The following is a 22,585-nucleotide window of genomic DNA, read 5'->3' as shown; positions in this document are numbered from 1 at the left end:
AGCTCTATAAATATCTACAATAATTGCTTGACTTATTCCTTTTGTACTAGTTTAATAGTGCAAAATAATTTTTTATAGGAATTAGCAATGTCTTACTTAACCATTACTCAAACAGAGCTTCCTTACTTTTCAGACACTACAAGCATTTACTATGCGTTATGTGGCGAACGTCCGCATACCTTATTATTAGATTCTGCCGAAATTCAGAGCAAAAACAGCCTAAAAAGTTTGTTATTTGCAAAATCGGCTGTACATATTTTTTGTGAAGATCAAAGCGTAACCTTTCACGCCTTAACCAAAAATGGCGAGGCGGTATTGCCTTTAATTGAAAAAGCGTTAAACCAACTTTCCCCTGCTCCTATTTGCAAAATGTTGGAAAAAAATGACCGCTTGCAAGCCACTTTTCCAACCATCAGCAATCATTTAGATGAAGATAGCAAACTCCAAACCACTACCGTTTTTGATGGTTTACGCACCGTGAGCCAACTGTTTGCGAGTTCCACATCGCCAATCTATTTAGGTGGTTTATTTAGCTACGATTTAGTGGCGAACTTTATTCCGATGGAAAATATCAGCTTGCAAGATGATGGCTTAAGCTGCCCTGATTACAGTTTCTATTTGGCAGAACAGTTGGTTACTATCGATCATCAAACCGAAAAAGCGGTGTTAAATACGTTCTGTTTTGAGCCTAACGAGCAAGCTAATCTTCAACAACAAGCGGTCGAATTTGCCCAAAAACTTGCAAATGTTTCAGAAGCTGATCTTTCATTATCCATTAAAGCAGCGAGTGATGAAGCTATTGCCAATATTGAAGATGAGGAGTTTAAAGAGATTATCCGCAAGCTCAAGCACCATATTAACATTGGCGATGTCTTCCAAATTGTGCCATCTCGCCGTTTTAGCCTGCCTTGCCCGAATACGCTTGCTAGTTATAAACAGTTAAAAATTAGCAACCCAAGCCCTTATATGTTCTATATGCAAGGGGAAAATTTCACGCTATTTGGGGCTTCGCCTGAAAGTGCGTTGAAGTATTCGCAAGGCAACCGCCAGTTAGAGATCTACCCGATTGCAGGCTCTCGCCCTCGTGGTTTTGATGAACAAGGCAATATCGATCCTGAACTAGACAGCCGTTTAGAGCTGGAATTACGCCTCGATCAAAAAGAGCTTGCCGAGCATTTAATGTTGGTGGATTTAGCTCGAAACGATGTCGCCCGTGTAAGCGAATCAGGCACCCGCCGTGTGGTCGATTTAATGCAAATTGACCGCTATTCGCAAATTATGCACCTTGTTTCCCGTGTGATCGGCATACTTCGTGCTGACTTAGACGCTCTTCACGCCTACCAAGCTTGTATGAATATGGGCACATTAACTGGGGCTCCCAAAATCAAAGCAATGCAGCTTATTTACCAAGTGGAACAGCAAAAACGCCATAGCTACGGCGGTGCGGTGGGTTATTTAACCTCAGATGGTAATTTAGATACTTGTATCGTGATTCGCTCTGCTTTTGTGCAAAACGGTATCGCTTATGTGCAAGCAGGCTGCGGCGAGGTGTTAGATTCTGATCCTCAATTAGAAGCAGACGAAACCCGCCATAAAGCGCGAGCGGTGTTAAAAGCGATTGGGCAAGTGAATAGACAGTAACTAAGTTCCCCTCTTTAGAAAAGATGGGGTTACCAGGTTCTAAATAATAATTGTTTGTAGGGGCGGGTCCTGTGCCCGCCCGTAAATTAATATCGTTAGCGGACGGGCACAGAGACCCGTCCCTACGGATATAAGATAGAACCTGATAGCTCAGTTTTTCTAAAGAAGGGGAGAGAAAATAGGATAAAAAAACAATGGCAAATATTCTTTTTATTGATAACTTCGACTCTTTTACCTATAACTTGGTCGATCAATTTCGTGAATTAGGGCATCAAGTAACGATTTTCCGCAATGATTATCCGCTTGAGGATTTTTTAGCTAAAGCACAAAACACACCAAACTGTTTGGTAGCACTTTCTCCAGGGCCGGGAAATCCTGCTGAAGCTGGGAATATGCTGGAAATTATCCGACAGCTCAAAGATAAAGTGCCGATGATTGGCATCTGTTTAGGTCATCAAGCCCTGATTGAAGCCTTTGGTGGCAAAGTGGTGCATACTGGCACGGTATTACACGGCAAGGTCTCTCGCATTGAACACGACAACCAAGCGATGTTTGCCGATATTAACAACTCAATGCCTGTGGCACGTTATCACTCGTTAATGGGCGATGAATTGCCTGATGAATTTATCGTGAATGCAAAATTTGAACATATTGTGATGGCAATTCGCCATAAAACTCTGCCGATTTGTGGCTTCCAGTTCCACCCAGAATCGATTTTAACCGTCCAAGGCACAAAATTATTAAAACAATCGGTTGAATGGTTATTAGGAGAGAGAAAATGATTAGTATCTATGGTTTAAGACACGCCTTAGCTGACCGCCGAGCAAAAATCGCAGAAGCCATTTTTTACTGTATGGAAATGAGCTTAGGTGTACCAAAACAACGCCACGCTTTGCGTTTTGAGTTATTAGATCGAAAGGATTTCTATCCGCCAATTAACCGCAGCGAAAATTTCATCGTGATTGAAATTAACCTAATGCAAGGGCGGAGCGAGCAAATCAAAAAACGCCTGATCAAAGGGTTGTTTAGCACCCTACAATCGAAAGTCGGCATTATGCCAATGGACGTTGAAATTACTATTAAAGAGCAACCTGAGCATTGCTGGGGCTTTCGTGGAATGACCGGTAATGAAGCAACCGATTTGGAATATCAAGTACATCGCTAGAAATAACAAACTAAAAAGGAATCTCTATGCAAGCACTTTTAGATAAATTATTCGCAAACCAAACCTTAAGCGAGGCGGAATCTAATGCGTTTTTCAGTGAAGTGATTAAAGGCAATGTCTCGAACGAACAACTTGCCGCAGCTTTAATCGCCCTAAAATTGCGTGGCGAAACCGTTGATGAAATTGCAGGGGCTGCAAAAGCCGCTCTGGAAAATGCCAATCCGTTCCCAACACCAGATTACTCTTTTGCCGATATTGTAGGCACAGGGGGCGATGGGCATAATACTATCAATATTTCTACCACCAGTGCGATTGTTGCCGCTACAATGGGCTATAAAATTGCTAAGCACGGCAACCGCAGCGTATCAAGCAAAACAGGCTCAAGCGATGTATTAAGCCATTTAGGCATTAATGTTGGCGTTACGCCTGAAACGGCTCGCCTTGCTTTAGATGAAACCAACATCTGCTTTTTATTCGCCCCAACTTACCACAGCGGTTTTAAATACGCAGCTCCCGTTCGCCAAGCCTTAAAAACTCGCACGTTATTTAATATTTTAGGGCCTTTAGTAAACCCTGCTCACGCTAAACGCCAGCTACTCGGTGTGTATTCGCCAGAGTTAGTGAAAGTGTATGCTGAAACAGTAAAAGCCTTAGGCTGTGAGCATACCATTGTGGTACACGGTGCAGGCTTAGATGAAGTGGCGGTTCACGGCGAAACTCAGGTGGCTGAAATCAAAAACGGGCAGATTGAATACTACACATTAACCCCTGAAGATTTTGGCATTAAACGCCACTTGTTAGAAGATCTCAAAGGCGGTGAACCTGCAGAAAATGCCGAAAAAGTTACCGCTATCTTACAAGGCAAAGGCAAACCTGCTCATATTGATGCAGTGGCGGCAAATGTCGCCTTATTAATGAAAACCTTTGGGGAAGATGATTTAAAAGCCAACGTGCAAAAAGTAAAAGAAACGCTTGAGAGTGGAAAAGCGTTTGAAACTTTGCGAAAATTATCGACTTATTAATCATATCGTAGCGGCGGGTTTTACTCCGCCTTATTTTATATTTGTTTAAAGGCTATTACGTGAAAAAAAGCATTTACGACACCCCTATTTTCTTCGAGCGTTACCAACAACTTCGCCAAAATCCAATCAGTATGAATGAAGTAGTGGAAAAGCCGACAATGTTTTCACTTCTGCCCGATTTGAAAGGAAAAAAAGTGCTAGATCTTGGCTGTGGCACAGGGGTTCATTTAGCTCATTATTTAACGCTTGGGGCGGAAAAAGTGGTAGGGCTGGACTTATCTGAATTAATGCTACAACAGGCGGAAACCGAGCTTTCTGCTCATTGGCAAAAAGGCAACGATTTTTCTCTCTACTGCTTGCCGATGGAAAGGCTAAATGAAATTGAGGAAAGCGATTTTGATGTGGTAACCAGCTCCTTTGCCTTTCACTACATTGCCAATTTTGCCGACTTACTTGCAAAAATTTCAGCAAAAATGACCGCTTGCGGTAGGTTAATTTTCTCTCAAGAACACCCGATTGTAACCTGTTATAAAGAGGGCTACCGTTGGGAGAAAAACGAAGCAAAACAGCAAGTTGCTTATAGGTTAAATTATTATCGAGATGAAGGCGAACGAGATAGAAGTTGGTTTCAGCAACCGTTTAAAACCTATCACCGCACAACGGCAACCATATTAAATAACTTAATCCAAGCAGGCTTTGAGATTATGCAAGTAGAAGAACCAATGCTTGCCGATCAACCCGAATGGCATAATGAATTTAAAGACTTACAACATCGCCCACCATTGCTGTTTGTAAAAGTACAAAAGCGAAAATAGTAAATGGTTCATTTTCGATGTGGTTATTTTACCATCAATCAAACGCTATTTTTTTAAAATTTGATTGCTCAATTTCTATGAACGCACTATTATTCAAATACCAGTACGGAGCGGTAGTTCAGCTGGTTAGAATACCTGCCTGTCACGCAGGGGGTCGAGGGTTCGAGTCCCGTCCGTTCCGCCACTAAATTTAAGCCTCTGAGAAATCAGAGGCTTTTTTGTATTCCCCTCTCCCGAATAAAATCCTGCGGATTTTATTCACCCTCTCCCACAAGGGGCGAGGGTAAATTACAAATTCATCATTATATATTTCTGTAACTGCCCCAACCCATTTAACCTTGTGCTGGTTAAATTCTGTGAAATTTTTAGCTCATCAAACATCGTTTTTAAATCAAACCCTTTCAGCTCTTCTGTTGTTTTTTCGGTTAGAACTACGGTTACAATAAATAAAATCCCTTGCATTAAGCGGGCATCGCTATATGCAACCACTTTTCGTGGTTCGGCTTGGAATTGAAACCATAATCGGCTTTCACAGCCTTCAATTTCGGGTAAGTTTACAAGCTCCTGTTCCGTTGTTTTTTGTAGCTGACGGCTAAATTGAATTAACAAGCGGTATCTTTCTTCCCACGATTTGCAATTTTCAAATTTTTGGTAAATCTCTGCTAGTTTCATACTGTCCTCAATAAATTTGCAAAAGATTTTAACAATCTGACCGCTTGTTGTTAATGATTTTCTGAAAATTTGCTAGAATAGACCGATTTTCGTATTACGATAGAGGAAATAATAATGGCATTAGTCCCAATGGTGGTGGAACAGACCTCAAAAGGCGAACGTTCTTACGACATTTATTCACGCTTATTAAAAGAGCGTATTATTTTTTTAAACGGTCAGGTGGAAGACAATATGGCAAACCTGATTGTGGCACAACTTCTGTTTTTAGAAGCCGAAGATCCGGAAAAAGACATCTATTTATACATTAACTCACCGGGTGGTGTAGTAACGGCAGGCTTGGCAATTTACGATACAATGAATTTCATCAAGCCGGATGTAGCAACCCTTTGTACCGGGCAAGCTGCTTCAATGGGGGCATTTTTGCTTTCAGCCGGGGCAAAAGGCAAGCGTTTTGCACTCCCTCACGCACGCATTATGATTCATCAACCTTTAGGTGGTGCGAGAGGTCAAGCAACCGATATTCAAATTCAAGCGGAAGAAATTTTACGCTTAAAAGCCACCCTTACCCGCCGTATGGCAGAACATAGCGGACAAGATTATGAGAAAGTATTAGCTGATACCGAGCGTGATAATTTTATGTCTGCGGAAGAAGCAGCTGAATATGGCTTAATCGACAAAGTGTTAACCTCTCGTAGCGAGGTGGCATAATGGCGTTTGAAAAAGAACCACATTGCAGTTTTTGCGGTAAAAAACGCACTGAAGTTGATCAATTAGTCGAAGGTACTGAAGGCTATATTTGTAACGAATGTATTGAGGAATCTTACGCTCTATTAAATGGAGAAGAAGAACCATTAATTGATGAAAACCAAAACGATGAAGCGAGTTTCTTCACAAATGTGCCAACACCGCACGAGTTACACGCACATTTAGATGATTATGTTATCGGGCAAGAACACGCCAAAAAAGTGCTTTCTGTGGCAGTTTATAATCACTACAAACGTTTAAGAAGTGCATTGTCAAACTTTGATGCCACCAACGGCGTAGAGTTAGGCAAAAGTAATATTTTATTAATCGGGCCGACCGGTAGCGGCAAAACTTTACTCGCCGAAACCCTTGCCCGCCGTTTAAACGTGCCTTTTGCGGTAGCTGATGCTACTACCCTGACTCAAGCAGGTTATGTGGGTGAAGACGTTGAAAATGTGATTCAAAAATTATTGATGAAATGCGATTTTGAAGCCGAACAAGCCGAGCGAGGTATTGTGTTTATTGATGAAATTGACAAAATCACCCGTAAATCGGAAAGTGCCTCAATTACCCGTGATGTTTCAGGCGAAGGTGTGCAACAAGCGTTATTAAAACTGCTTGAAGGCACGGTAGCAAATATCAATCCACAAGGCGGTCGCAAGCACCCGAAAGGCGAAACTATCCCTGTTGATACCTCAAAAATCCTATTTATTTGTGGCGGTGCATTTGCAGGCTTAGATAAAATTGTGGAATCTCGTACTAATACGCAAGGTGGTATCGGCTTTGGTGCGGCATTGAAGAAAGACAAAGATCGTCAAGATTTAACTGAATTATTCAAACAAGTTGAGCCTGAAGATTTAGTTAAATTCGGTTTAATCCCTGAGCTAATCGGTCGTTTACCTGTAGTTACACCACTGCAAGAGTTAGACGAAGAAGCCTTAATTCAGATCTTAACCGAGCCAAAAAATGCGATTATCAAGCAATATCAAGCTTTATTCCAAATGGAAGGGGTTGAGTTGCACTTTACCAAAGAGGCATTAATCGCCATTGCAGGCAAAGCCATTGCTCGCAAAACAGGGGCTCGAGGCTTACGTTCAATCGTAGAAAACTTGCTGCTTGATACAATGTACGACCTACCAACCTTAAATGCGAAAAAGGTTACTATCGGCAAAGGCTGTGTTGAAAACGGTGATAAGCTGAAGGTGGAATAATCATTGATAAAAGGGTGCATTATGCACCTTTTTGTTAATAACTGATTAAGGAAGTTGAATGGAACCGAAATTTACCATTACGCATAAAATGTTAAATGATATTGTGGAAATTTCTTCCATTGTTGGACGTTTATCATTCGAAAAACGTGATTTGCAATTACGCAAAGATCAACGTATTCGCTCCATTCAATCTTCTCTCGCTATTGAGAGTAATCCCCTAACACTTGAACAAGTTACAGGAATCATAAATGGTAAGCGTATATTAGCTCACCCTAAAGATATTAGAGAAGTTGAAAACGCTTACCAAGCCTATGATATTGCTTTTGGCTTAAATCCTTATCAGATCAAAGATTTGTTACTTGCACATAAATTACTTACCCAAGATCTCATCAAAGAATCAGGTAAATTTAGAACAAAAGAAGTGGGTATTTATAGTGGCTCAGATATTATCCATCTTGGTGCTAAAGCAGAATTTGTACCTAAATTAGTAAAAGATCTATTTAAATGGGCAGAAAAAAGTGAAATCCACGCTTTAATTAAAAGTTGCATTATTCACTTTGAATTAGAAATTATTCACCCTTTTGCAGATGGAAACGGGCGAATTGGCAGACTTTGGCAAAGTTTAATTTTAAGCAAATGGAACGCTCTTTTTGAATGGTTGCCTATTGAAACTATTGTTCACCAACATCAGCAACGTTACTATCAAGCACTTAACTCAAGCAATCGGAAAAATGATTCTACTGACTTTATCGAATTTATGCTTGAAGCGATTTTAGCCACAGTAAAATCCTATTCAACAATAGAAATGAGCGATAAATCAAGCGATAAACTGAGCGATAAAGAACAATTAATATACAAAAAAATTAAACAATATTTATCTGAGTATGCTTTCCTAACTAATCAAAAAGCAACAAAATTACTAGAACTCAGCCCATCAGCAACAAGAAGATACTTAGTGAAATTCGTTCAGCTTGGCTTACTTACTGCCGAAGGCGAGAAAAAAAGTAGAGTTTATTATATTGAGTAACAATAAATGAAAATCTGGCAACAAAAATCCCTTATTACTTGGCTGCTTTCGCCATTTTCGCTGATCTTTTGGTTGATTAGCCACGTTCGCAAGCGGTTATATTCTCTAAATATTTTGCAATCGTATCGTTCGCCTGTGCCTGTGTTGGTGGTGGGTAATATCTCGGTTGGGGGTAACGGTAAAACGCCTGTGGTAGTTTGGCTAGTAGAACAACTGCAACAACGTGGTGTGAAAGTAGGCGTGATTTCTCGAGGCTATGGCGGTAAAGCGAAAACTTTTCCACAATTAGTTACCAAAGAAAGCTCGGCTGAAATGGTGGGCGATGAACCGGTGTTGATTGTTCAGCGAACCAATGTGCCTTTGGCGATTTCGCCAAATCGCCAGCAAAGCATTGAATTGCTGTTAAATCAGTTTGAACTAGACATCATTATTACCGATGATGGTTTACAGCATTATGCACTGCGGCGTGATATGGAATGGGTGGTAGTTGATGGAGTAAGGCGTTTTGGCAACAATTTCGTGTTACCTGCAGGTGGTTTGCGTGAGCTGCCAAGTCGTTTGAAATCCGTTAATGCCATTATTTGCAATAGTGGAGAGCCAAAACCAAATGAACATTTGATGACGCTTGAACCTTCTGATGCCATTAATCTGCTTACTAATGAACGCAAGCCGTTAAGTAAATTTACACAACCTTGTATGGCGATCGCAGGAATCGGGCATCCGCCTCGCTTTTTTACGATGTTAGAAAAATTAGGCATTAATCTTCGAAAAACAGAAGGGTTTGCTGATCATCAAGATTTCGATAAAACCCAACTTACCGCATTAGCCGATAACCAAACGCCACTATTAATGACGGAGAAAGATGCGGTAAAATGCAAAGTATTCGCCCAAGCAAATTGGTGGTATGTGCCTGTTTCTGCAAAATTTTCAGAAAATTCGACCGCTTGTTTGTTAGCCCCAATTCTACAAAAACTAGGAAAATAGTATGAACGAAAAACTACTCAACAACCTTGTCTGCCCTGTTTCAAATGAAAAATTAGAATGGGATAAAGAGAACAATCAATTAATCAATCGTAAGCTCAATATTGCTTACCCAATTAAAAATGGTATTCCTGAGTTACTGCCTGAAGCGGGGAAATCTTTATAAAAATAGGGCTGATTTCTCTCAGCCCTATTTTTCAACATTTGCAAAAAATTGTACAATTTAAACCGCTTGTTAGCTTAACGAGCTAAAATCGCTCGCACTCTTTCCAAATCTTCCGGCGTATCTACCCCAACTTGTGGGGCTTCTTTTGCCAGTTCGATATGAATTTTTTCGCCGTACCATAAGGCTCTTAACTGCTCAAGGGATTCAAGCTGCTCTAATGCTGTTGGTTCCCAAGCCACATACTGTTTTACAAATCCTGCACGGTAAGCATAAATGCCGATGTGGCGTAAGTAGCCTTGTGACGCAACAAAGTTATCATCGCAATCTGGGAAACTGTCTCTAGCAAACGGAATAGAAGCACGGGAGAAATATAATGCCATACCGTTTTTATCCGCCACCGCTTTCACCGCATTTGGGTTAAATAACTCTTCACAGTTTTCTAACTTCACGCCAAGCGTTGCCATATTCACTTGATAAGCATCTAAATTACGAGCCACTTGCTCCACAATCACAAGTGGAACTAATGGCTCATCACCTTGAATGTTTACGATGATTTCCTCATCTGCAATCTGCATCTTCTCGATCACTTCAGCTAAACGCTCTGTGCCTGAATTGTGTTTGTCTGAAGTCATACACACTTCTGCCCCAAAGGCTTTTGCTGTTGCTTCAATTTCGGGGTGATCGGTGGCGATAATCACACGGCTTGCCCCTGCTTGTTGTGCTTTTTCCCAAACGTGTTGAATCATCGGTTTGCCTGCAATATCCAACAACGGCTTACGAGGTAATCGGCTAGAAGCGTAGCGAGCCGGAATAATCACGGTGAAGTTCATCATTTATCCTTATGCTTCTTGAGCATCTAAGAAACGTTCTGCATCAAGTGCTGCCATACAGCCTGTACCTGCTGATGTGATTGCTTGGCGGTAGTTGTGATCCATTACATCACCTGCCGCAAATACACCTTCAACAGAAGTTGCCGTTGCATTACCGTCTAAGCCTGATTTCACTTTAATGTAGCCATTTTCAAGCGCTAATTGACCATCAAACATCGCCGTATTCGGTGCGTGCCCGATTGCCACAAAGAAGCCATCAACTTTAATTTCTTCGGTTAGCTCTTCTTTGGTCGATTTTAAACGTAAACCTGTTACGCCCATATTATCGCCTAACACTTCTTCCACCGTGCGGTCTGTATGCAGAATGATTTTGCCTTCTTCGATACGTTTTTGTAAGCGACCAAGCAAAATTTTCTCAGCACGGAAGCTATCACGGCGGTGAATTAAATGCACTTCGCTTGCTAAATTCGCTAAATAAAGGGCTTCTTCAACTGCAGTATTACCGCCCCCTACCACCGCAACAAGTTTATTACGATAGAAGAAACCATCACAGGTTGCACAAGCGGAAACGCCTCTGCCTTTAAATTGCTCTTCAGAGGGTAAACCTAAATATTTTGCTGAAGCCCCTGTAGCGATAATTAACGCATCACAAGTGAAGGTGTTTAAATCGCCTTTTAATGTGAATGGGCGTTTAGAAAGATCGACGCTGTGGATATGGTCAAACACAATTTCGGTACCAAATTTTTCAGCGTGTTTGAGCATTTTATTCATTAATTCTGTGCCGGTGATTTGTTCAAATTCGCCTGGCCAGTTTTCAATTTCATCGGTTGTAGTTAATTGTCCGCCTTGTTGCATACCTGTTACTAACACAGGGTTTAAGTTTGCACGAGCGGCATACACCGCTGCGGTATAACCGGCAGGACCTGAACCTAAAATTAAGAGTTTTGCGTGTTTAGTTGTCATCATAAATCCTTATTTTCTTCCGCTTTTATTATTACAAGCGGTCGTTTTTTGCAAAAATTTTGCAAATTAATATAAAAGTGAATAAAGTTGTCTTCTGAATTTTGGCACGATGGGATCAGTTCCCAATGCAGATAATATCGCTAAAAATTGTATTTTTACCTCGCCATTTGCAACATTTAAATCCGATTTTAACCAATCGAATAACAGCGTGAGTGCCTCTTCATTTTTGTGCGATTGATGTAATTGGTTGGCTAATTTTATCGCAATTTCAGGGGTTTTGTTTTGAGCATAATCGGCTTGAAGCTGTTGTAATTCAGGTGATTCACTTGCTTGCTCTAATAATTCAATTTGAGCTTGTAAACCGTGCCAGCGACTATCTCTGTCTTGAATTGGAATCGCTTTTAAGATTTCACGAGCTGGCTCAACATTTTTCATTGCAATGTAAGTTTCCGCATAGAGCAAGGCAAAATCGCTGTTTTTCTTATCCGTCATTTCCCAAGCAGATTTCAACAGCACTAATGCCTCTTCATAGCGTTCATCTTGCAAAAGCTCTAAGGCTTGGTTGAATTTCAGCTCTTCCTCTTTCGGTAAAATATTGGCAAGGCGAATTCGCAATTCTTGCTCACTTACTGCACCTTGAATCGCATCAATCGGCTGACCATCTGCAAAAAGATAAAGCGTTGGCACTTGCTGAATACGAAATTGAGCAGCTAATGCTTGCTGTTCATCGCAATTTACCGTTGCAAGCAAAAATTGCCCCGGTTTTTCGTCTGAAATGCGGCGGAGTAATGCTTCCATTTCTAGCGAGGCAATTTCACGAGGTGAAATAAAATGGAACACTGTTGGCATTTGTCCAGCCGCACTCCATACTTCGCTAAAGTTTTGTTCGTTTACGTTTACAAAGTAGTCCATAAAACCTTCTTTAAGCTAAAAATTACATTCTATATTATAGCATTAATAAGAAGTTTCGATAGGTAGTCCGTTTCTCTCCCACGCTTCAAAACCACCTTTTACGCTGTACACGTTTTCAAAGCCTTGTTCAATCAAAAATTGAGCGGTACTCTGACTGCTTACCCCGTGATAACAAATCACTAAAACAGACTCATCATAATCGACTTCATCTAAAAATTTGCCGTAGCTTTGGTTGGTTAGATGAAACGCATCTTGTGGGTGGCTGTAAACATAACGGCGAGTATCACGAATATCAGCAAGCACCGCACCTTCGTTTTCCATTAGTTCCCACGCTTGCTGGGGGGTAATTTCTTTAAATGTGATTTCTGACATAATAAATTTTATCCTTCATAAAAATGGCGAAACTATATCATAAAATAGCGAAGAGAATGACTATTATTTCAAGTTGAAAATTCAATGCTTATTAGATATAATTGCGAACACTTTTCAAGTGCATAAATTTTATAAAACAGATACTTTTTGAGGACTTTATGGATCAACTTTTTCATTTTTTAGAGCGTTATACTGACTTCGTTATTTTAGGCTTATTAGGTTTATTAAGCGTTATTTGTGTGTGGAAAGCGATTGAACGTATTATGTTCTATTCAAAAGTCGATATTTCCAAATACAGCACCTTAGAAGACTTAGAAATCGACTTAACCCACAACCTAACTACTATTTCTACCATTGGTTCAAATGCACCTTATATCGGCTTATTAGGTACAGTTATCGGTATTCTTCTTACTTTCTACAATTTAGGGCAATCGGGCGGCGATATTAATGCTGCGGCAATTATGGTAAACCTTTCTTTAGCATTAAAAGCTACTGCCGCAGGTATTTTAGTGGCAATTATTGCAATGGTTTTCTATAACGGTTTTGGTCGTAAAGTAGAAGAAAACAAGTTGAAATGGTTAGCTCTACGAGCTAAAAATCATCAAGCGGTCTAATTTACTCCATTTTTGCACATTAAGAAGATATAAAGATGAAAAAATTTGATGAAATCAACATCATTCCATTTATTGATATAATGTTGGTATTGCTCGCTATTGTGTTAGTTACTGCCTCTTTTATCTCACAAGGTAAAATTCAAGTGAATGTACCAAAAGCGACAACAACACAGCCAATGCAAGCAGATGAACTTGCTAAACTTTTGACCATTACTGAAAACAATGAGTTTTTCTTTAATGATAAACCTATCACAAAAGAGCAGCTTGTGGCGGAAGTTTCCACTTGGGATAAAAGCCAGAAAGTATCGCTTAAAGTTGATGGTGCAGTTGCTTTTGAAAAATTTGTGGAATTAACCGATGTGTTATCAGCAAATGAGATCAAAAATGTGGCAATTATTACGAAAAAAGAAACCGCAGCCACACCTGTTCCCAATACACCGGATACACCAACTCAAGCACCGGTAACCCCTTAATAGGATAAGTGAGATGAAAAAACACCATTCTCGAATTGGATTAATTGCCTCATTAGCCATTCACGGTGCATTGATTGGTGGTAGCTTCGCTTTGCTTAATGAACAAAAAATCGAAAATGCAGCGGAGCAAAATTCGCTATCAATGGAAATGGTTGCGGCTTTATTAGAACAGCCGCAAGTGGCAGCTTCGCCTGATCCTATTGAGGAAGAAGTAAAGGAAATTGAGCCACAGCCTGAACCAGAGCCAGAGCCTCAACCTGAGCCAACACCTGAGCCTGAAGCTATTCCTGAGCCCGTTCTAAAGCCGAAGAAAGAAGAGCCGAAAAAGGAAAAACCAAAGCAAGAAAAGCCTAAAGAACGTCCCAAACAGAAAAAAGAGAAACCAAAAGAAAAGAAACGCAAAGAGAAGCCTCAGCAAGAACCAATCAAAGCCTTAGAGCGTGGACCTGAAGTCAAACAAGGTATTGTCGCAAAAGCTATTCCTAATGCGGTACAAGGCGAAAAAATGGTTGCTGGCGTTGTGGGCGGACAAAAAGGTGGCTCATTAAATTCAACCTCTACTACGGGAAGTAATGTAGCAGGAGGCAATGCGAGCGAGCTTTCAGCCTATAAAACCGCATTACAACGTGCGTTACAACGCAAGGCGAATAACTCATATCCTCAGCGTGAAAAGATGATGCGTAAAACAGGTACAGTAACCATTAAATTTACTCTTACCTCATCTGGTGCAATCTCAAATGTTTCGGTGGTTAATTCATCAGGAAACAGCAATTTGGACAATGCCGCAGTAAGAAGTGCACAGGCAGTCAGTATGCCACCGCCGCCAGCGGGTTTCCCGTCTTCGATAACTGTGCCAATTAGATTTTCTCTAGAGTAAAAAAACACCCTCAAAAGTCATACTTTTGAGGGTGTTTCATCTTTAACAATATTTACTCTTGGGCTTCGCCTAATAAAGCTAACTCACGAGCTTTGATTTGGTTTTTCAGAATTTCAACTAATTCTTCTACCTTATAAGTGCCTAAATCAGCCCCTTTACGAGTACGCACAGACACTTTGCCTTCTGCAATCTCTTTGTCGCCACAAACTAGCATATAAGGCACACGGCGTAGGGTGTGTTCACGCACCTTAAAACCCACTTTCTCGTTACGAAGATCCGCTTTTACACGAATACCTGCATCTGAAAGCTGTTTGACCACTTGTTGCACATAGTCTGCTTGGCTATCGGTAATGTTCATCACTACCGCTTGGGTTGGTGCAAGCCAGGTTGGGAAGAAACCTGCGTATTCTTCAGTAATGATACCGATGAAACGCTCAATCGAACCTAAAATCGCACGGTGAATCATTACAGGTGTACGGCGATCATTGTCTTCCGCCACATAAGAGGCTTCTAAACGACCTGGTAATGCGAAGTCTAATTGAACTGTACCACATTGCCACTCACGACCTAAGCAGTCACGAAGAGCAAACTCAATTTTCGGGCCATAGAATGCTCCTTCGCCTTCTTGAATTTGGTACTCTAAGCCGTTATTGCGAAGTGCATTTGCTAAGCCTTCTTCCGCTCTATCCCACATTGCATCATCACCGATACGGTTTTCCGGGCGGGTTGAAAGTTTAACTGCAATGTTGGTAAAGCCGAACGTGCTGTAGATGTCATACACCATTTTGATACAGCTTGTTACTTCAGATTCAATTTGTTCTTCAGTACAGAAAATATGTGCATCGTCTTGAGTAAAGCCACGCACACGCATTAAACCGTGTAAAGAACCTGATGGTTCATTACGGTGGCAAGAACCAAATTCCGCCATACGAATTGGTAAATCACGGTAAGATTTCAAACCTTGATTGAAGATTTGAACGTGTCCCGGGCAGTTCATTGGCTTGATCGCATATTCACGGTTTTCAGATTGGGTGGTGAACATTAAATCTGCATAGTTTTGCCAATGCCCTGTTTTCTCCCAAAGCACACGATCCATCATAAATGGGCCTTTTACTTCTTGGTAATCGTACTCTTTTAATTTTGTACGAACGAAGGTTTCAAGCTCACGGAAAATTGTCCAGCCGTCATTGTGCCAAAACACCATACCCGGTGCTTCTTCTTGCATATGGTATAAATCTAATGCTTTGCCGATACGGCGATGGTCACGTTTTGCCGCTTCTTCTAAACGGGTTAAGTATTCGCTTAACTGTTTTTTATCCGCCCAAGCTGTACCATAAATACGTTGTAGCATTTTATTTTTGCTATCGCCACGCCAGTAAGCACCTGCTACTTTTTGCAGTTTGAAATGTTGGCAGAAACGCATATTTGGCACGTGTGGACCACGACACATATCAATATATTCTTCGTGGTGATATAACGCTGGCGTATCTGTGCGAGCGATGTTTTCATCTAAAATTGCCATTTTGTATGGCTCGCCACGTTGCTCGAAAGTATCACGAGCTTCTTGCCAGCTTACAGGGCATTTTACTACGTCATAGTTAGTTTTCGCCAGCTCTAACATACGTTTTTCAAGGGCATCAATATCTTCTTGCGTTAAAGAACGATCTAAATCCACATCGTAGTAGAAGCCGTTTTCGATGGTCGGACCGATCGCCATTTTGACATCTGGGAACAATTGTTTAATGGCGTGCCCTAATAAGTGCGCCGTTGAGTGGCGAATGATCTCTAAACCATCTTCATCTTTAGCAGTGATGATTTCAAGCGTACTGTCTTCACTGATAATATCGCACGCATCACGGCGTTCGCCATTTACACGGCCTGCAATGGTTGCTTTTGCTAAACCGGCACCGATAGATTGGGCAACTTCCATTACGGAAACCGGGTTGTCAAATGAACGTTGTGAACCGTCTGGTAAAGTAATAATTGGCATAATAAATCCTTACAGTGGTAATCCATACGAGAGATTACTTGTTGAGTTTGAGAATGAAAAAACCGCTTACAAGCGGTCTTTTTTGATTAAAATTTTGCAATTTGCTTATTATTTCCCTTACAAGTGGGGAATAAAAGCGCGGAAATTTTAGCATAAAACAACGGAAAATTAAACCTTACTGTTTTCCGTATCAGTTAAGCGATCTGCAGATTTTTCTTCATCAAGTTCACTATTTTCATTTTCGCTTTGTAGCTCTTCTTCAAGTGTTTCAAGTTGAGCTTGGTATTCTTGCACCGCTTCTTCATCAAATGGGATAAGCTCGTCTTCAATTATTTCGATTTCTTCAAGTGGGCTTGCTGTTGCAATAGGGGTAGCATATTGCATTTCTGCGCGTTCTGCTTTCGGAATTGGTTTAGTCAAGATAGCACAAACAAGTAGAATTAACGAACACAGCCCAAATAGAGAATAAAATCCATATTCAGCAGAAATCCCCATCGCAAAACCAATCAGTGGTGGAGCAATCAATGCCCCTAAACCATAACAGAATAGTAAGCCTCTACTTACCTCAACGGTATTCATATTATTCGGCAATTCATCATTGGCTCGGGCAATACTGAACGCATATAAACTAAACAGACTACAGCCCAATAAAAAGGCGATGATATATTGTATCCAAGCGGTTAAATTTTCTTGAAAAATTGCAAATAGCCCAACAAGTGCAGTAAGGGTCGCAACCACTGCACAAGCTAAAATGGCATTACGTCTACCAATGCGGTTAGATAATATCGCCATTGGCATTTGGCTGATAAAACCACCAATCATCGAGATCATCAAATAAAGCGAAATTTCGCTTAGTGAAAAACTAAATTTCAGCAGAAATACCGACACCATTGTGAAAAAACCATTGACCAACATTCCGCTAATAAAACTGGTAACTAAGGCTAATGGCGAAATCGCAAATAATTTAGGAATGCTAATGCGTTCACGAGCTGGAATATCGGGTTGCACCATTTTAGTTAAAGCAATGGGGATCATCGACATCACAACTAAAATGGTAGACAAGGTAAAAATGTTTTGGCTACTGAGTTCTAGGCTTAACAAACTCACTCCTAAAACAAAGGCAAGGTAGAAGATAATATTATAGGTAGCAAGCACTTTACCTCTGGTATCAACATTGGTTTTTTCGCTTAACCAACTTTCTACTAAAAGCAGCAAACTGTAATGGCAGAAGCCTAAAATAATGCGTAATACGCCCCAAACCCATAAATTATCCACCATCATATGGCTGAGTGCTGCAATCGCGAAAACAGCACAGAATACACTAAAAGAGCGGATATGCCCGACACTGGAGACAATTCGGTGGGCAAAAATGGTGCTTAATGCAGCTCCAATAAAGAAAGCGGCATTAAGTAAACCGATGATAATATCCGTTATCCCCATTTCGGCAAGTTTAATCCCGGCTGAGTTTAGAAATAAACCATAGCCGAAAAACAGAAAAAAGATACCTGCATAAAGGGAGTAAAATTTAGTGCTATTCAATGATTTTTCCTTAATATGAGTTTTACAGAATGAATAGCATTGTAACGGCTAAATCTCTTTTAGGCAAAAAAGTTAGTATAAGTTAGGAGAAAATAACCTTTTGCTATTTTTCCAAATGGTTGCCGCAATCAGATCGGGCTGTTCGGTTCTTAATGAACATAGGCTATTGAATGTGGCAATAAGTCGTTCTGGACGATTAGGCTGCCCTTGAAAACCGAAAACAGGCATATCGGGCGAGTCAGTTTCCAACAATAAACTTTCGAGCGGTAATTTTCGGATTGCTTCACGGGTTTTGTTGGCTCGTTGATAAGTAATTGTGCCACCCACACCAATTTTATAGCCGAGATCGACAAAGCGTTTTGCCTGCTCATAACTGCCTGCGAAGCCGTGAACAACACCGTTTTTCGGGAGCTGGGCTTTTTTCAAAAAGACGAAAAGCTGATCGTGGCTTTTGCGTGAATGGAGATTAACGGGTAAATCGAATTTTTTCGCAATAGCAAGCTGTGCCTCTAAAAACTCGCACTGTTTTTTCCATAATTCGGGAGAAGACACTTCGCTCACGGCTTTTTCCAACCCTATTTCACCAATTGCAGTACAAAGTGGATCTTTTTGACTTAATCTATTTTCTAATAAATCTAAATCAGAAAGTTGATGTTGTTGAATATAAAGTGGGTGTAAGCCTAAACCATAAACAATATTTTCTGGCTTCTCATTAGCACAAGTGGTTACTTTTTCAAAATTTTTTGCAAAAATAGAAACCACTAATATTTTTTTCACCCGATGTTTTCGAGCATTTTCTACCAGCGTAGAAATACTTAATTCAAGGCTTTCTGAAAGGTAATCAAGATGAGTGTGAGTATCAAAAAATCTCATAGTTAAAGCTACCTAACCAATAAAAATGGGGACTATTGTCCCCACTTTTGCATTTTTAATCAAGTTTAGCTAGTTGCTAACTCATCCTCATCACGCACATTATATGGTTTAAGTAATGTGAAGAAGCAGATGATACATACTACTGTAATCGCTAAACCGATGTACACCGATAATTGGTAATCTAAACCAAAGCCGATTTTGTTATAAGCTAAGTAAGTTGCACACACGGTTGTGATGAACCACGCCGGGATTGAACATACCCAGTGGAGTTTGTTGTAGCGATATAAGTAACCTGCTGCTGTCCATAACATTACCATTGCTGTCATTTGGTTTGCCCAAGTAAAGTAACGCCATAATACGCTGAAGTCCACTTTTGATACAAGGAAACCAATTACGAATAACGGTACAGCAATGTATAAACGTTTTACTAATGTACGTTGTTCGATACCAAAGATTTCCGCTAATTGTAAACGTGCAGCACGGAATGCAGTGTCGCCTGAAGTAATTGGTAATACAATCACACCTAATACTGCGAAGATACCACCGATAAAGCCTAAGAAGTGTAATGAGCTATCATAAACCACTTTAGACGGTGAGCCTGCTGAGATTGCATCTTGTAATGCTTGTGGGTTTTCATAGAATGAAAGACCAACTGCACACCATACTAATGCGATCACACCTTCAGTGATCATTGCACCGTAGAAAATAAAGCGACCTTCTTTTTCATTTTCAGCACAACGAGCCATTAATGGAGTTTGGGTTGCGTGGAAGCCTGATAACGCACCACAAGAAATAGTTAAGAATAGTAAAGGCCAAATTGGTACATCACCTTTTACTTGGAAGTTTTGTGTGAATTTTTCCCAGGTTAAACCTTGACCATCAGCATTTACCGTACGGAAGAAATCAATCGGATCAGCCGCACTTAAATGTGCAGAGACTAAGCCGTAAACCATACCTACAGACATAAACAGCAATAATGCACCAAAGATTGGGTACACACGCCCGATGATTTTATCAACTGGTAATAAAGTCGCTAAAATGTAGTAACCGAAAATGATTAATGTCCAAACAGAGATAACCTGAGCTTTATCCATACCCCAAACGGTTACACCACCTGCTACAACAGCTTCTTTTACAGCTTCCACATCACCTAATTCCATTGCCCCTTGAGTTACACCTGCAATATCCATTGTAATGGTAGATAATAATTGAGCAGGGCTGGCAACGAATACTACGCCCACTAATAAAAGTAGAATTAATGCCATTACGTTGATAAATAATTTAACGGGGCGACCTAAGAATTTACCTGCAAGGTTTGGCATTGTTGCACCACCATTACGGATACTTAACATACCACAGAAATAGTCGTGTACTGCACCGGCAAAAATACAGCCTAATACAATCCAAAGCATCGCAACCGGCCCGTATAATGCCCCTAAAATTGGTCCAAAGATAGGACCTGTACCCGCAATATTTAATAATTGAATAAGCCAAATCTTGGTTTTAGACATTGGCATATAGTCCACACCATCTCTCATTGAGTTAGCGGGTGTTACCTTATTTGGATTAATCACGAAGATTTTTTCGATAATTTTTCCGTAGGTAAAGTAACCAAGAACAAGTATGGCTACACAGAAGAAGAACCACAACATAGTAGAATTCCTATAATCTTAAATGAATGAAGAAATATTTTTAGTAGAAAATACTAAAAAGGCGTGTCATTGTAAGGAGGAGTATAGATAAAGTAAAATAAATTGTGAGGTTTGTGTGAAATATTTTGTCAAAAATGTGAACTATGTCAAAAATCCCCTACTAAAAGGGGATTTTATATGATTAAGAATAGAATTTTTGGATTTTTGCTTCAATACCTTTTGCATCTAAACCAAGTTCGGCATACGCCTCTGGTTGAGTAGACTGAGGCACGAAGAAATCAGGAATACCAAGCATTACAAGTGGTTTAATTTTGCCAATACTTTGCAAATATTCGTTTACAAAGCTACCTGCGCCGCCTTGAATCGCATTTTCTTCCAGTGTAACGAGCAGATCGTGAGAATCCGCCATTTTTTGGAGTAATGCTTCATCAAGAGGCTTGATGAAACGCATATCAACAAGAGTATAATCGTGCTTTTCTGCCACAATTTTTGCTTCGTCTAATAATGCCCCGAAGTTTAAAATAGCGACTTTTTTCCCTTCTCGGAGGACTTTAGCTTTGCCAATCTCTAAGGCTTGCATCGGTTGTAATTCCACACCTTTTGCATTACCACGAGGGTAACGAACTGCAGTTGGCGTATTCATCGTATAAGCAGTGTAAAGCATTTGACGCATTTCATTTTCATCGCTAGGTGCCATAATCGTCATATTAGGAATACAACGCATAAAACTTAAATCAAATGCCCCTTGATGGGTTTGACCATCAGCTCCCACAATGCCCGCTCTATCAATCGCAAAAATAACAGGTAAGTTTTGAATTGCTACATCGTGAATAAGCTGATCGTAAGCACGTTGTAAGAAGCTCGAATAAATTGCCACTATAGGCTTATAGCCTGCAATAGCTAAGCCTGCGCCAAAGGTAACGGCGTGTTGTTCGGCGATCGCCACATCAAAATATTGTTCTGGGAAACGTTTGGAAAATTCCACCATACCAGAGCCTTCACGCATTGCAGGGGTAATGCCGATGACTTTTGGATCACGCTCCGCCATTTCACATAACCAATCTCCAAAGATATTAGAGTAGGTTGGTAATGCTTTTGATTTTGGTAGCTCATTTATTGTTGGGTCGAATTTAGGTACACCGTGGTAGCCAATCGGATCGTTTTCTGCTGGGCTGTAGCCTTTCCCTTTTTTCGTGCGGACGTGTAAGAACTGCGGGCCTTTCAGCTCACGCATATTACTTAGCGTTTTAACTAGCTCTTCAATATTATGCCCATCAATAGGCCCAATATAGTTAAAGCCCAATTCCTCAAACAATGTGCTTTCCGGCGAGAAGATAACACCTTTCATATGCTCTTCACTTTTCTTCATAAAGTTTTTAATCGTTGGCACTTTATCAAGAATTTTTTTACTGCCATCACGCACAGAGGTGTAAAACGAACCAGAGAAAATACGAGCAAGATGATTATTTAATGCCCCAACATTTTCCGAAATCGACATTTCGTTATCGTTTAAGATAACCAACATATCGGTATGCAACGCACCTGCGTGGTTCAACGCTTCAAACGCCATACCTGCGGTAATTGCACCATCGCCAATTACACAAACGGTTTTGCGTCCTGCATCTTCTTTTTCAGCCGCAACGGCAATACCTAACCCCGCACTAATGGAGGTTGAAGAATGCCCCACACTTAATACATCATAAGGACTTTCTTCACGCCAAGGGAAAGGGTGAATACCGTCTTTTTGACGGATGGTGTGCATTTGCTCACGGCGACCTGTTAAGATTTTGTGTGGATATGCTTGGTGACCTACGTCCCAAATCAGTTGGTCAAATGGGGTTTGATAAACATAATGCAATGCAACCGTAAGCTCCACCACGCCTAAACCAGAGGCTAAATGACCACTTGTTCGGCTCACAGACTCCAGCAAATAGGATCTCAATTCATCAACTACCTCTTGCAGTTTGTCGGTTGGCAGCAAACGCAAATCTTCGGGAGAGTTGATTTCATTTAACAGAGGATACTTATTTTCCATCATATTTATTA

23 protein-coding genes and 1 tRNA gene are annotated in these 22,585 nt (G+C 40.6%); 14 read left to right on the top strand and 10 right to left on the bottom strand.

Going from position 1 to position 22,585, the window contains the following annotated elements; all coding sequences use genetic code 11:
* Nucleotides 1-87: 87 nt before the first annotated feature.
* From trpE to ACERCG_RS03055, 6 genes are all read left to right on the top strand, one after another.
* Nucleotides 88-1,641, top strand: a complete 1,554-nt coding sequence (gene trpE, locus ACERCG_RS03080) for an anthranilate synthase component I (RefSeq protein WP_373610611.1) — start codon at nucleotides 88-90, stop codon at nucleotides 1,639-1,641.
* 194 nt (nucleotides 1,642-1,835) lie between these two features.
* Nucleotides 1,836-2,423, top strand: a complete 588-nt coding sequence (locus ACERCG_RS03075) for an aminodeoxychorismate/anthranilate synthase component II (RefSeq protein WP_373610610.1) — start codon at nucleotides 1,836-1,838, stop codon at nucleotides 2,421-2,423.
* Entirely contained in the window at nucleotides 2,420-2,806 is a 387-nt protein-coding gene (locus ACERCG_RS03070; RefSeq protein ID WP_373610609.1) for a tautomerase family protein, read from the top strand. Before ACERCG_RS03075 ends, ACERCG_RS03070 begins: the two co-directional genes overlap by 4 nt.
* Before the next feature lie 26 nt (nucleotides 2,807-2,832).
* On the top strand, nucleotides 2,833-3,828 hold the full coding sequence (gene trpD / locus ACERCG_RS03065) for an anthranilate phosphoribosyltransferase (RefSeq protein ID WP_373610608.1): 996 nt from the start codon (nucleotides 2,833-2,835) through the stop codon (nucleotides 3,826-3,828).
* 59 nt (nucleotides 3,829-3,887) lie between these two features.
* Nucleotides 3,888-4,643 carry a class I SAM-dependent methyltransferase gene (locus ACERCG_RS03060; RefSeq protein ID WP_373610607.1) on the top strand — a complete coding sequence of 252 codons (756 nt, stop codon included), beginning with the start codon at nucleotides 3,888-3,890 and terminating at the stop codon, nucleotides 4,641-4,643.
* Nucleotides 4,644-4,750: 107 nt separating this feature from the next.
* Nucleotides 4,751-4,827: transfer RNA gene (locus tag ACERCG_RS03055), tRNA-Asp, on the top strand.
* Nucleotides 4,828-4,931: 104 nt separating this feature from the next.
* Here ACERCG_RS03055 and ACERCG_RS03050 read toward each other — a convergent pair.
* On the bottom strand, nucleotides 4,932-5,315 hold the full coding sequence (locus ACERCG_RS03050; RefSeq protein WP_373610606.1) for a SufE family protein: 384 nt from the start codon (nucleotides 5,313-5,315) through the stop codon (nucleotides 4,932-4,934).
* A gap of 114 nt (nucleotides 5,316-5,429) precedes the next feature.
* On the opposite strand from ACERCG_RS03050, the gene clpP reads away from it, so the two are divergent.
* From clpP to ACERCG_RS03025, 5 genes are read left to right on the top strand one after another with little or no spacing between them, the layout of a single operon-like run.
* Nucleotides 5,430-6,023, top strand: a complete 594-nt coding sequence (gene clpP, locus ACERCG_RS03045) for an ATP-dependent Clp endopeptidase proteolytic subunit ClpP (protein ID WP_373610605.1) — start codon at nucleotides 5,430-5,432, stop codon at nucleotides 6,021-6,023.
* On the top strand, nucleotides 6,023-7,270 hold the full coding sequence (gene clpX, locus ACERCG_RS03040) for an ATP-dependent protease ATP-binding subunit ClpX (RefSeq protein ID WP_373610604.1): 1,248 nt from the start codon (nucleotides 6,023-6,025) through the stop codon (nucleotides 7,268-7,270). The genes clpP and clpX overlap by 1 nt, the downstream gene beginning before the upstream one ends.
* A 58-nt stretch (nucleotides 7,271-7,328) precedes the next feature.
* Nucleotides 7,329-8,297, top strand: a complete 969-nt coding sequence (locus ACERCG_RS03035; protein WP_373610603.1) for a Fic family protein — start codon at nucleotides 7,329-7,331, stop codon at nucleotides 8,295-8,297.
* Nucleotides 8,298-8,303: 6 nt separating this feature from the next.
* On the top strand, nucleotides 8,304-9,281 hold the full coding sequence (lpxK, locus tag ACERCG_RS03030; RefSeq protein ID WP_373610602.1) for a tetraacyldisaccharide 4'-kinase: 978 nt from the start codon (nucleotides 8,304-8,306) through the stop codon (nucleotides 9,279-9,281).
* Nucleotide 9,282: 1 nt separating this feature from the next.
* Entirely contained in the window at nucleotides 9,283-9,444 is a 162-nt protein-coding gene (locus tag ACERCG_RS03025) for a Trm112 family protein (RefSeq protein WP_373610601.1), read from the top strand.
* Nucleotides 9,445-9,518: 74 nt separating this feature from the next.
* Here ACERCG_RS03025 and kdsB read toward each other — a convergent pair whose 3' ends face one another.
* The 4 genes from kdsB to glpE all read right to left on the bottom strand — a co-directional run bounded on the left by kdsB (nucleotide 9,519) and on the right by glpE (nucleotide 12,521).
* Nucleotides 9,519-10,274, bottom strand: coding sequence for a 3-deoxy-manno-octulosonate cytidylyltransferase (gene kdsB / locus ACERCG_RS03020; RefSeq protein WP_373610726.1), 756 nt, complete (start codon nucleotides 10,272-10,274; stop codon nucleotides 9,519-9,521).
* Between the two features lie 9 nt (nucleotides 10,275-10,283).
* Nucleotides 10,284-11,237, bottom strand: coding sequence for a thioredoxin-disulfide reductase (trxB, locus tag ACERCG_RS03015; RefSeq protein WP_373610600.1), 954 nt, complete (start codon nucleotides 11,235-11,237; stop codon nucleotides 10,284-10,286).
* A gap of 66 nt (nucleotides 11,238-11,303) precedes the next feature.
* Nucleotides 11,304-12,149 carry a co-chaperone YbbN gene (locus tag ACERCG_RS03010; protein WP_373610599.1) on the bottom strand — a complete coding sequence of 282 codons (846 nt, stop codon included), beginning with the start codon at nucleotides 12,147-12,149 and terminating at the stop codon, nucleotides 11,304-11,306.
* A gap of 42 nt (nucleotides 12,150-12,191) precedes the next feature.
* Entirely contained in the window at nucleotides 12,192-12,521 is a 330-nt protein-coding gene (gene glpE / locus ACERCG_RS03005) for a thiosulfate sulfurtransferase GlpE (protein ID WP_373610598.1), read from the bottom strand.
* A gap of 158 nt (nucleotides 12,522-12,679) precedes the next feature.
* On the opposite strand from glpE, the gene exbB reads away from it, so the two are divergent.
* The 3 genes from exbB to ACERCG_RS02990 are packed head-to-tail and all read left to right on the top strand — an operon-like array spanning nucleotide 12,680 to nucleotide 14,485.
* Nucleotides 12,680-13,135, top strand: coding sequence for a TonB-system energizer ExbB (gene exbB, locus ACERCG_RS03000; protein ID WP_373610597.1), 456 nt, complete (start codon nucleotides 12,680-12,682; stop codon nucleotides 13,133-13,135).
* Nucleotides 13,136-13,170: 35 nt separating this feature from the next.
* Nucleotides 13,171-13,608, top strand: coding sequence for a TonB system transport protein ExbD (gene exbD, locus ACERCG_RS02995; RefSeq protein WP_373610596.1), 438 nt, complete (start codon nucleotides 13,171-13,173; stop codon nucleotides 13,606-13,608).
* A 13-nt stretch (nucleotides 13,609-13,621) separates the two neighbouring features.
* Nucleotides 13,622-14,485 carry a TonB family protein gene (locus ACERCG_RS02990; protein WP_373610595.1) on the top strand — a complete coding sequence of 288 codons (864 nt, stop codon included), beginning with the start codon at nucleotides 13,622-13,624 and terminating at the stop codon, nucleotides 14,483-14,485.
* Between the two features lie 52 nt (nucleotides 14,486-14,537).
* Here ACERCG_RS02990 and thrS read toward each other — a convergent pair whose 3' ends face one another.
* The 5 genes from thrS to dxs all read right to left on the bottom strand — a co-directional run bounded on the left by thrS (nucleotide 14,538) and on the right by dxs (nucleotide 22,574).
* Nucleotides 14,538-16,475, bottom strand: coding sequence for a threonine--tRNA ligase (gene thrS / locus ACERCG_RS02985; protein WP_373610594.1), 1,938 nt, complete (start codon nucleotides 16,473-16,475; stop codon nucleotides 14,538-14,540).
* Between the two features lie 168 nt (nucleotides 16,476-16,643).
* Nucleotides 16,644-18,014, bottom strand: a complete 1,371-nt coding sequence (locus ACERCG_RS02980) for an MFS transporter (protein ID WP_373610593.1) — start codon at nucleotides 18,012-18,014, stop codon at nucleotides 16,644-16,646.
* Between the two features lie 72 nt (nucleotides 18,015-18,086).
* A complete protein-coding gene (locus tag ACERCG_RS02975; protein WP_373610591.1) occupies nucleotides 18,087-18,887 on the bottom strand; it encodes a TatD family hydrolase in 801 nt (266 codons plus the stop codon).
* A 65-nt stretch (nucleotides 18,888-18,952) separates the two neighbouring features.
* On the bottom strand, nucleotides 18,953-20,539 hold the full coding sequence (locus tag ACERCG_RS02970; RefSeq protein WP_373610590.1) for a carbon starvation protein A: 1,587 nt from the start codon (nucleotides 20,537-20,539) through the stop codon (nucleotides 18,953-18,955).
* Nucleotides 20,540-20,720: 181 nt separating this feature from the next.
* Nucleotides 20,721-22,574, bottom strand: a complete 1,854-nt coding sequence (gene dxs, locus ACERCG_RS02965; RefSeq protein WP_373610725.1) for a 1-deoxy-D-xylulose-5-phosphate synthase — start codon at nucleotides 22,572-22,574, stop codon at nucleotides 20,721-20,723.
* Between the last annotated feature and the right edge of the window lie 11 nt (nucleotides 22,575-22,585).

Origin of the sequence: Mannheimia sp. E30BD (assembly GCF_041807785.1) — a bacterium.
Taxonomy (GTDB): domain Bacteria; phylum Pseudomonadota; class Gammaproteobacteria; order Enterobacterales; family Pasteurellaceae; genus Mannheimia.
The sequence above is the reverse complement of the archived record's forward strand: the minus strand, read 5'-3'. Positions and strand labels throughout refer to the sequence as shown.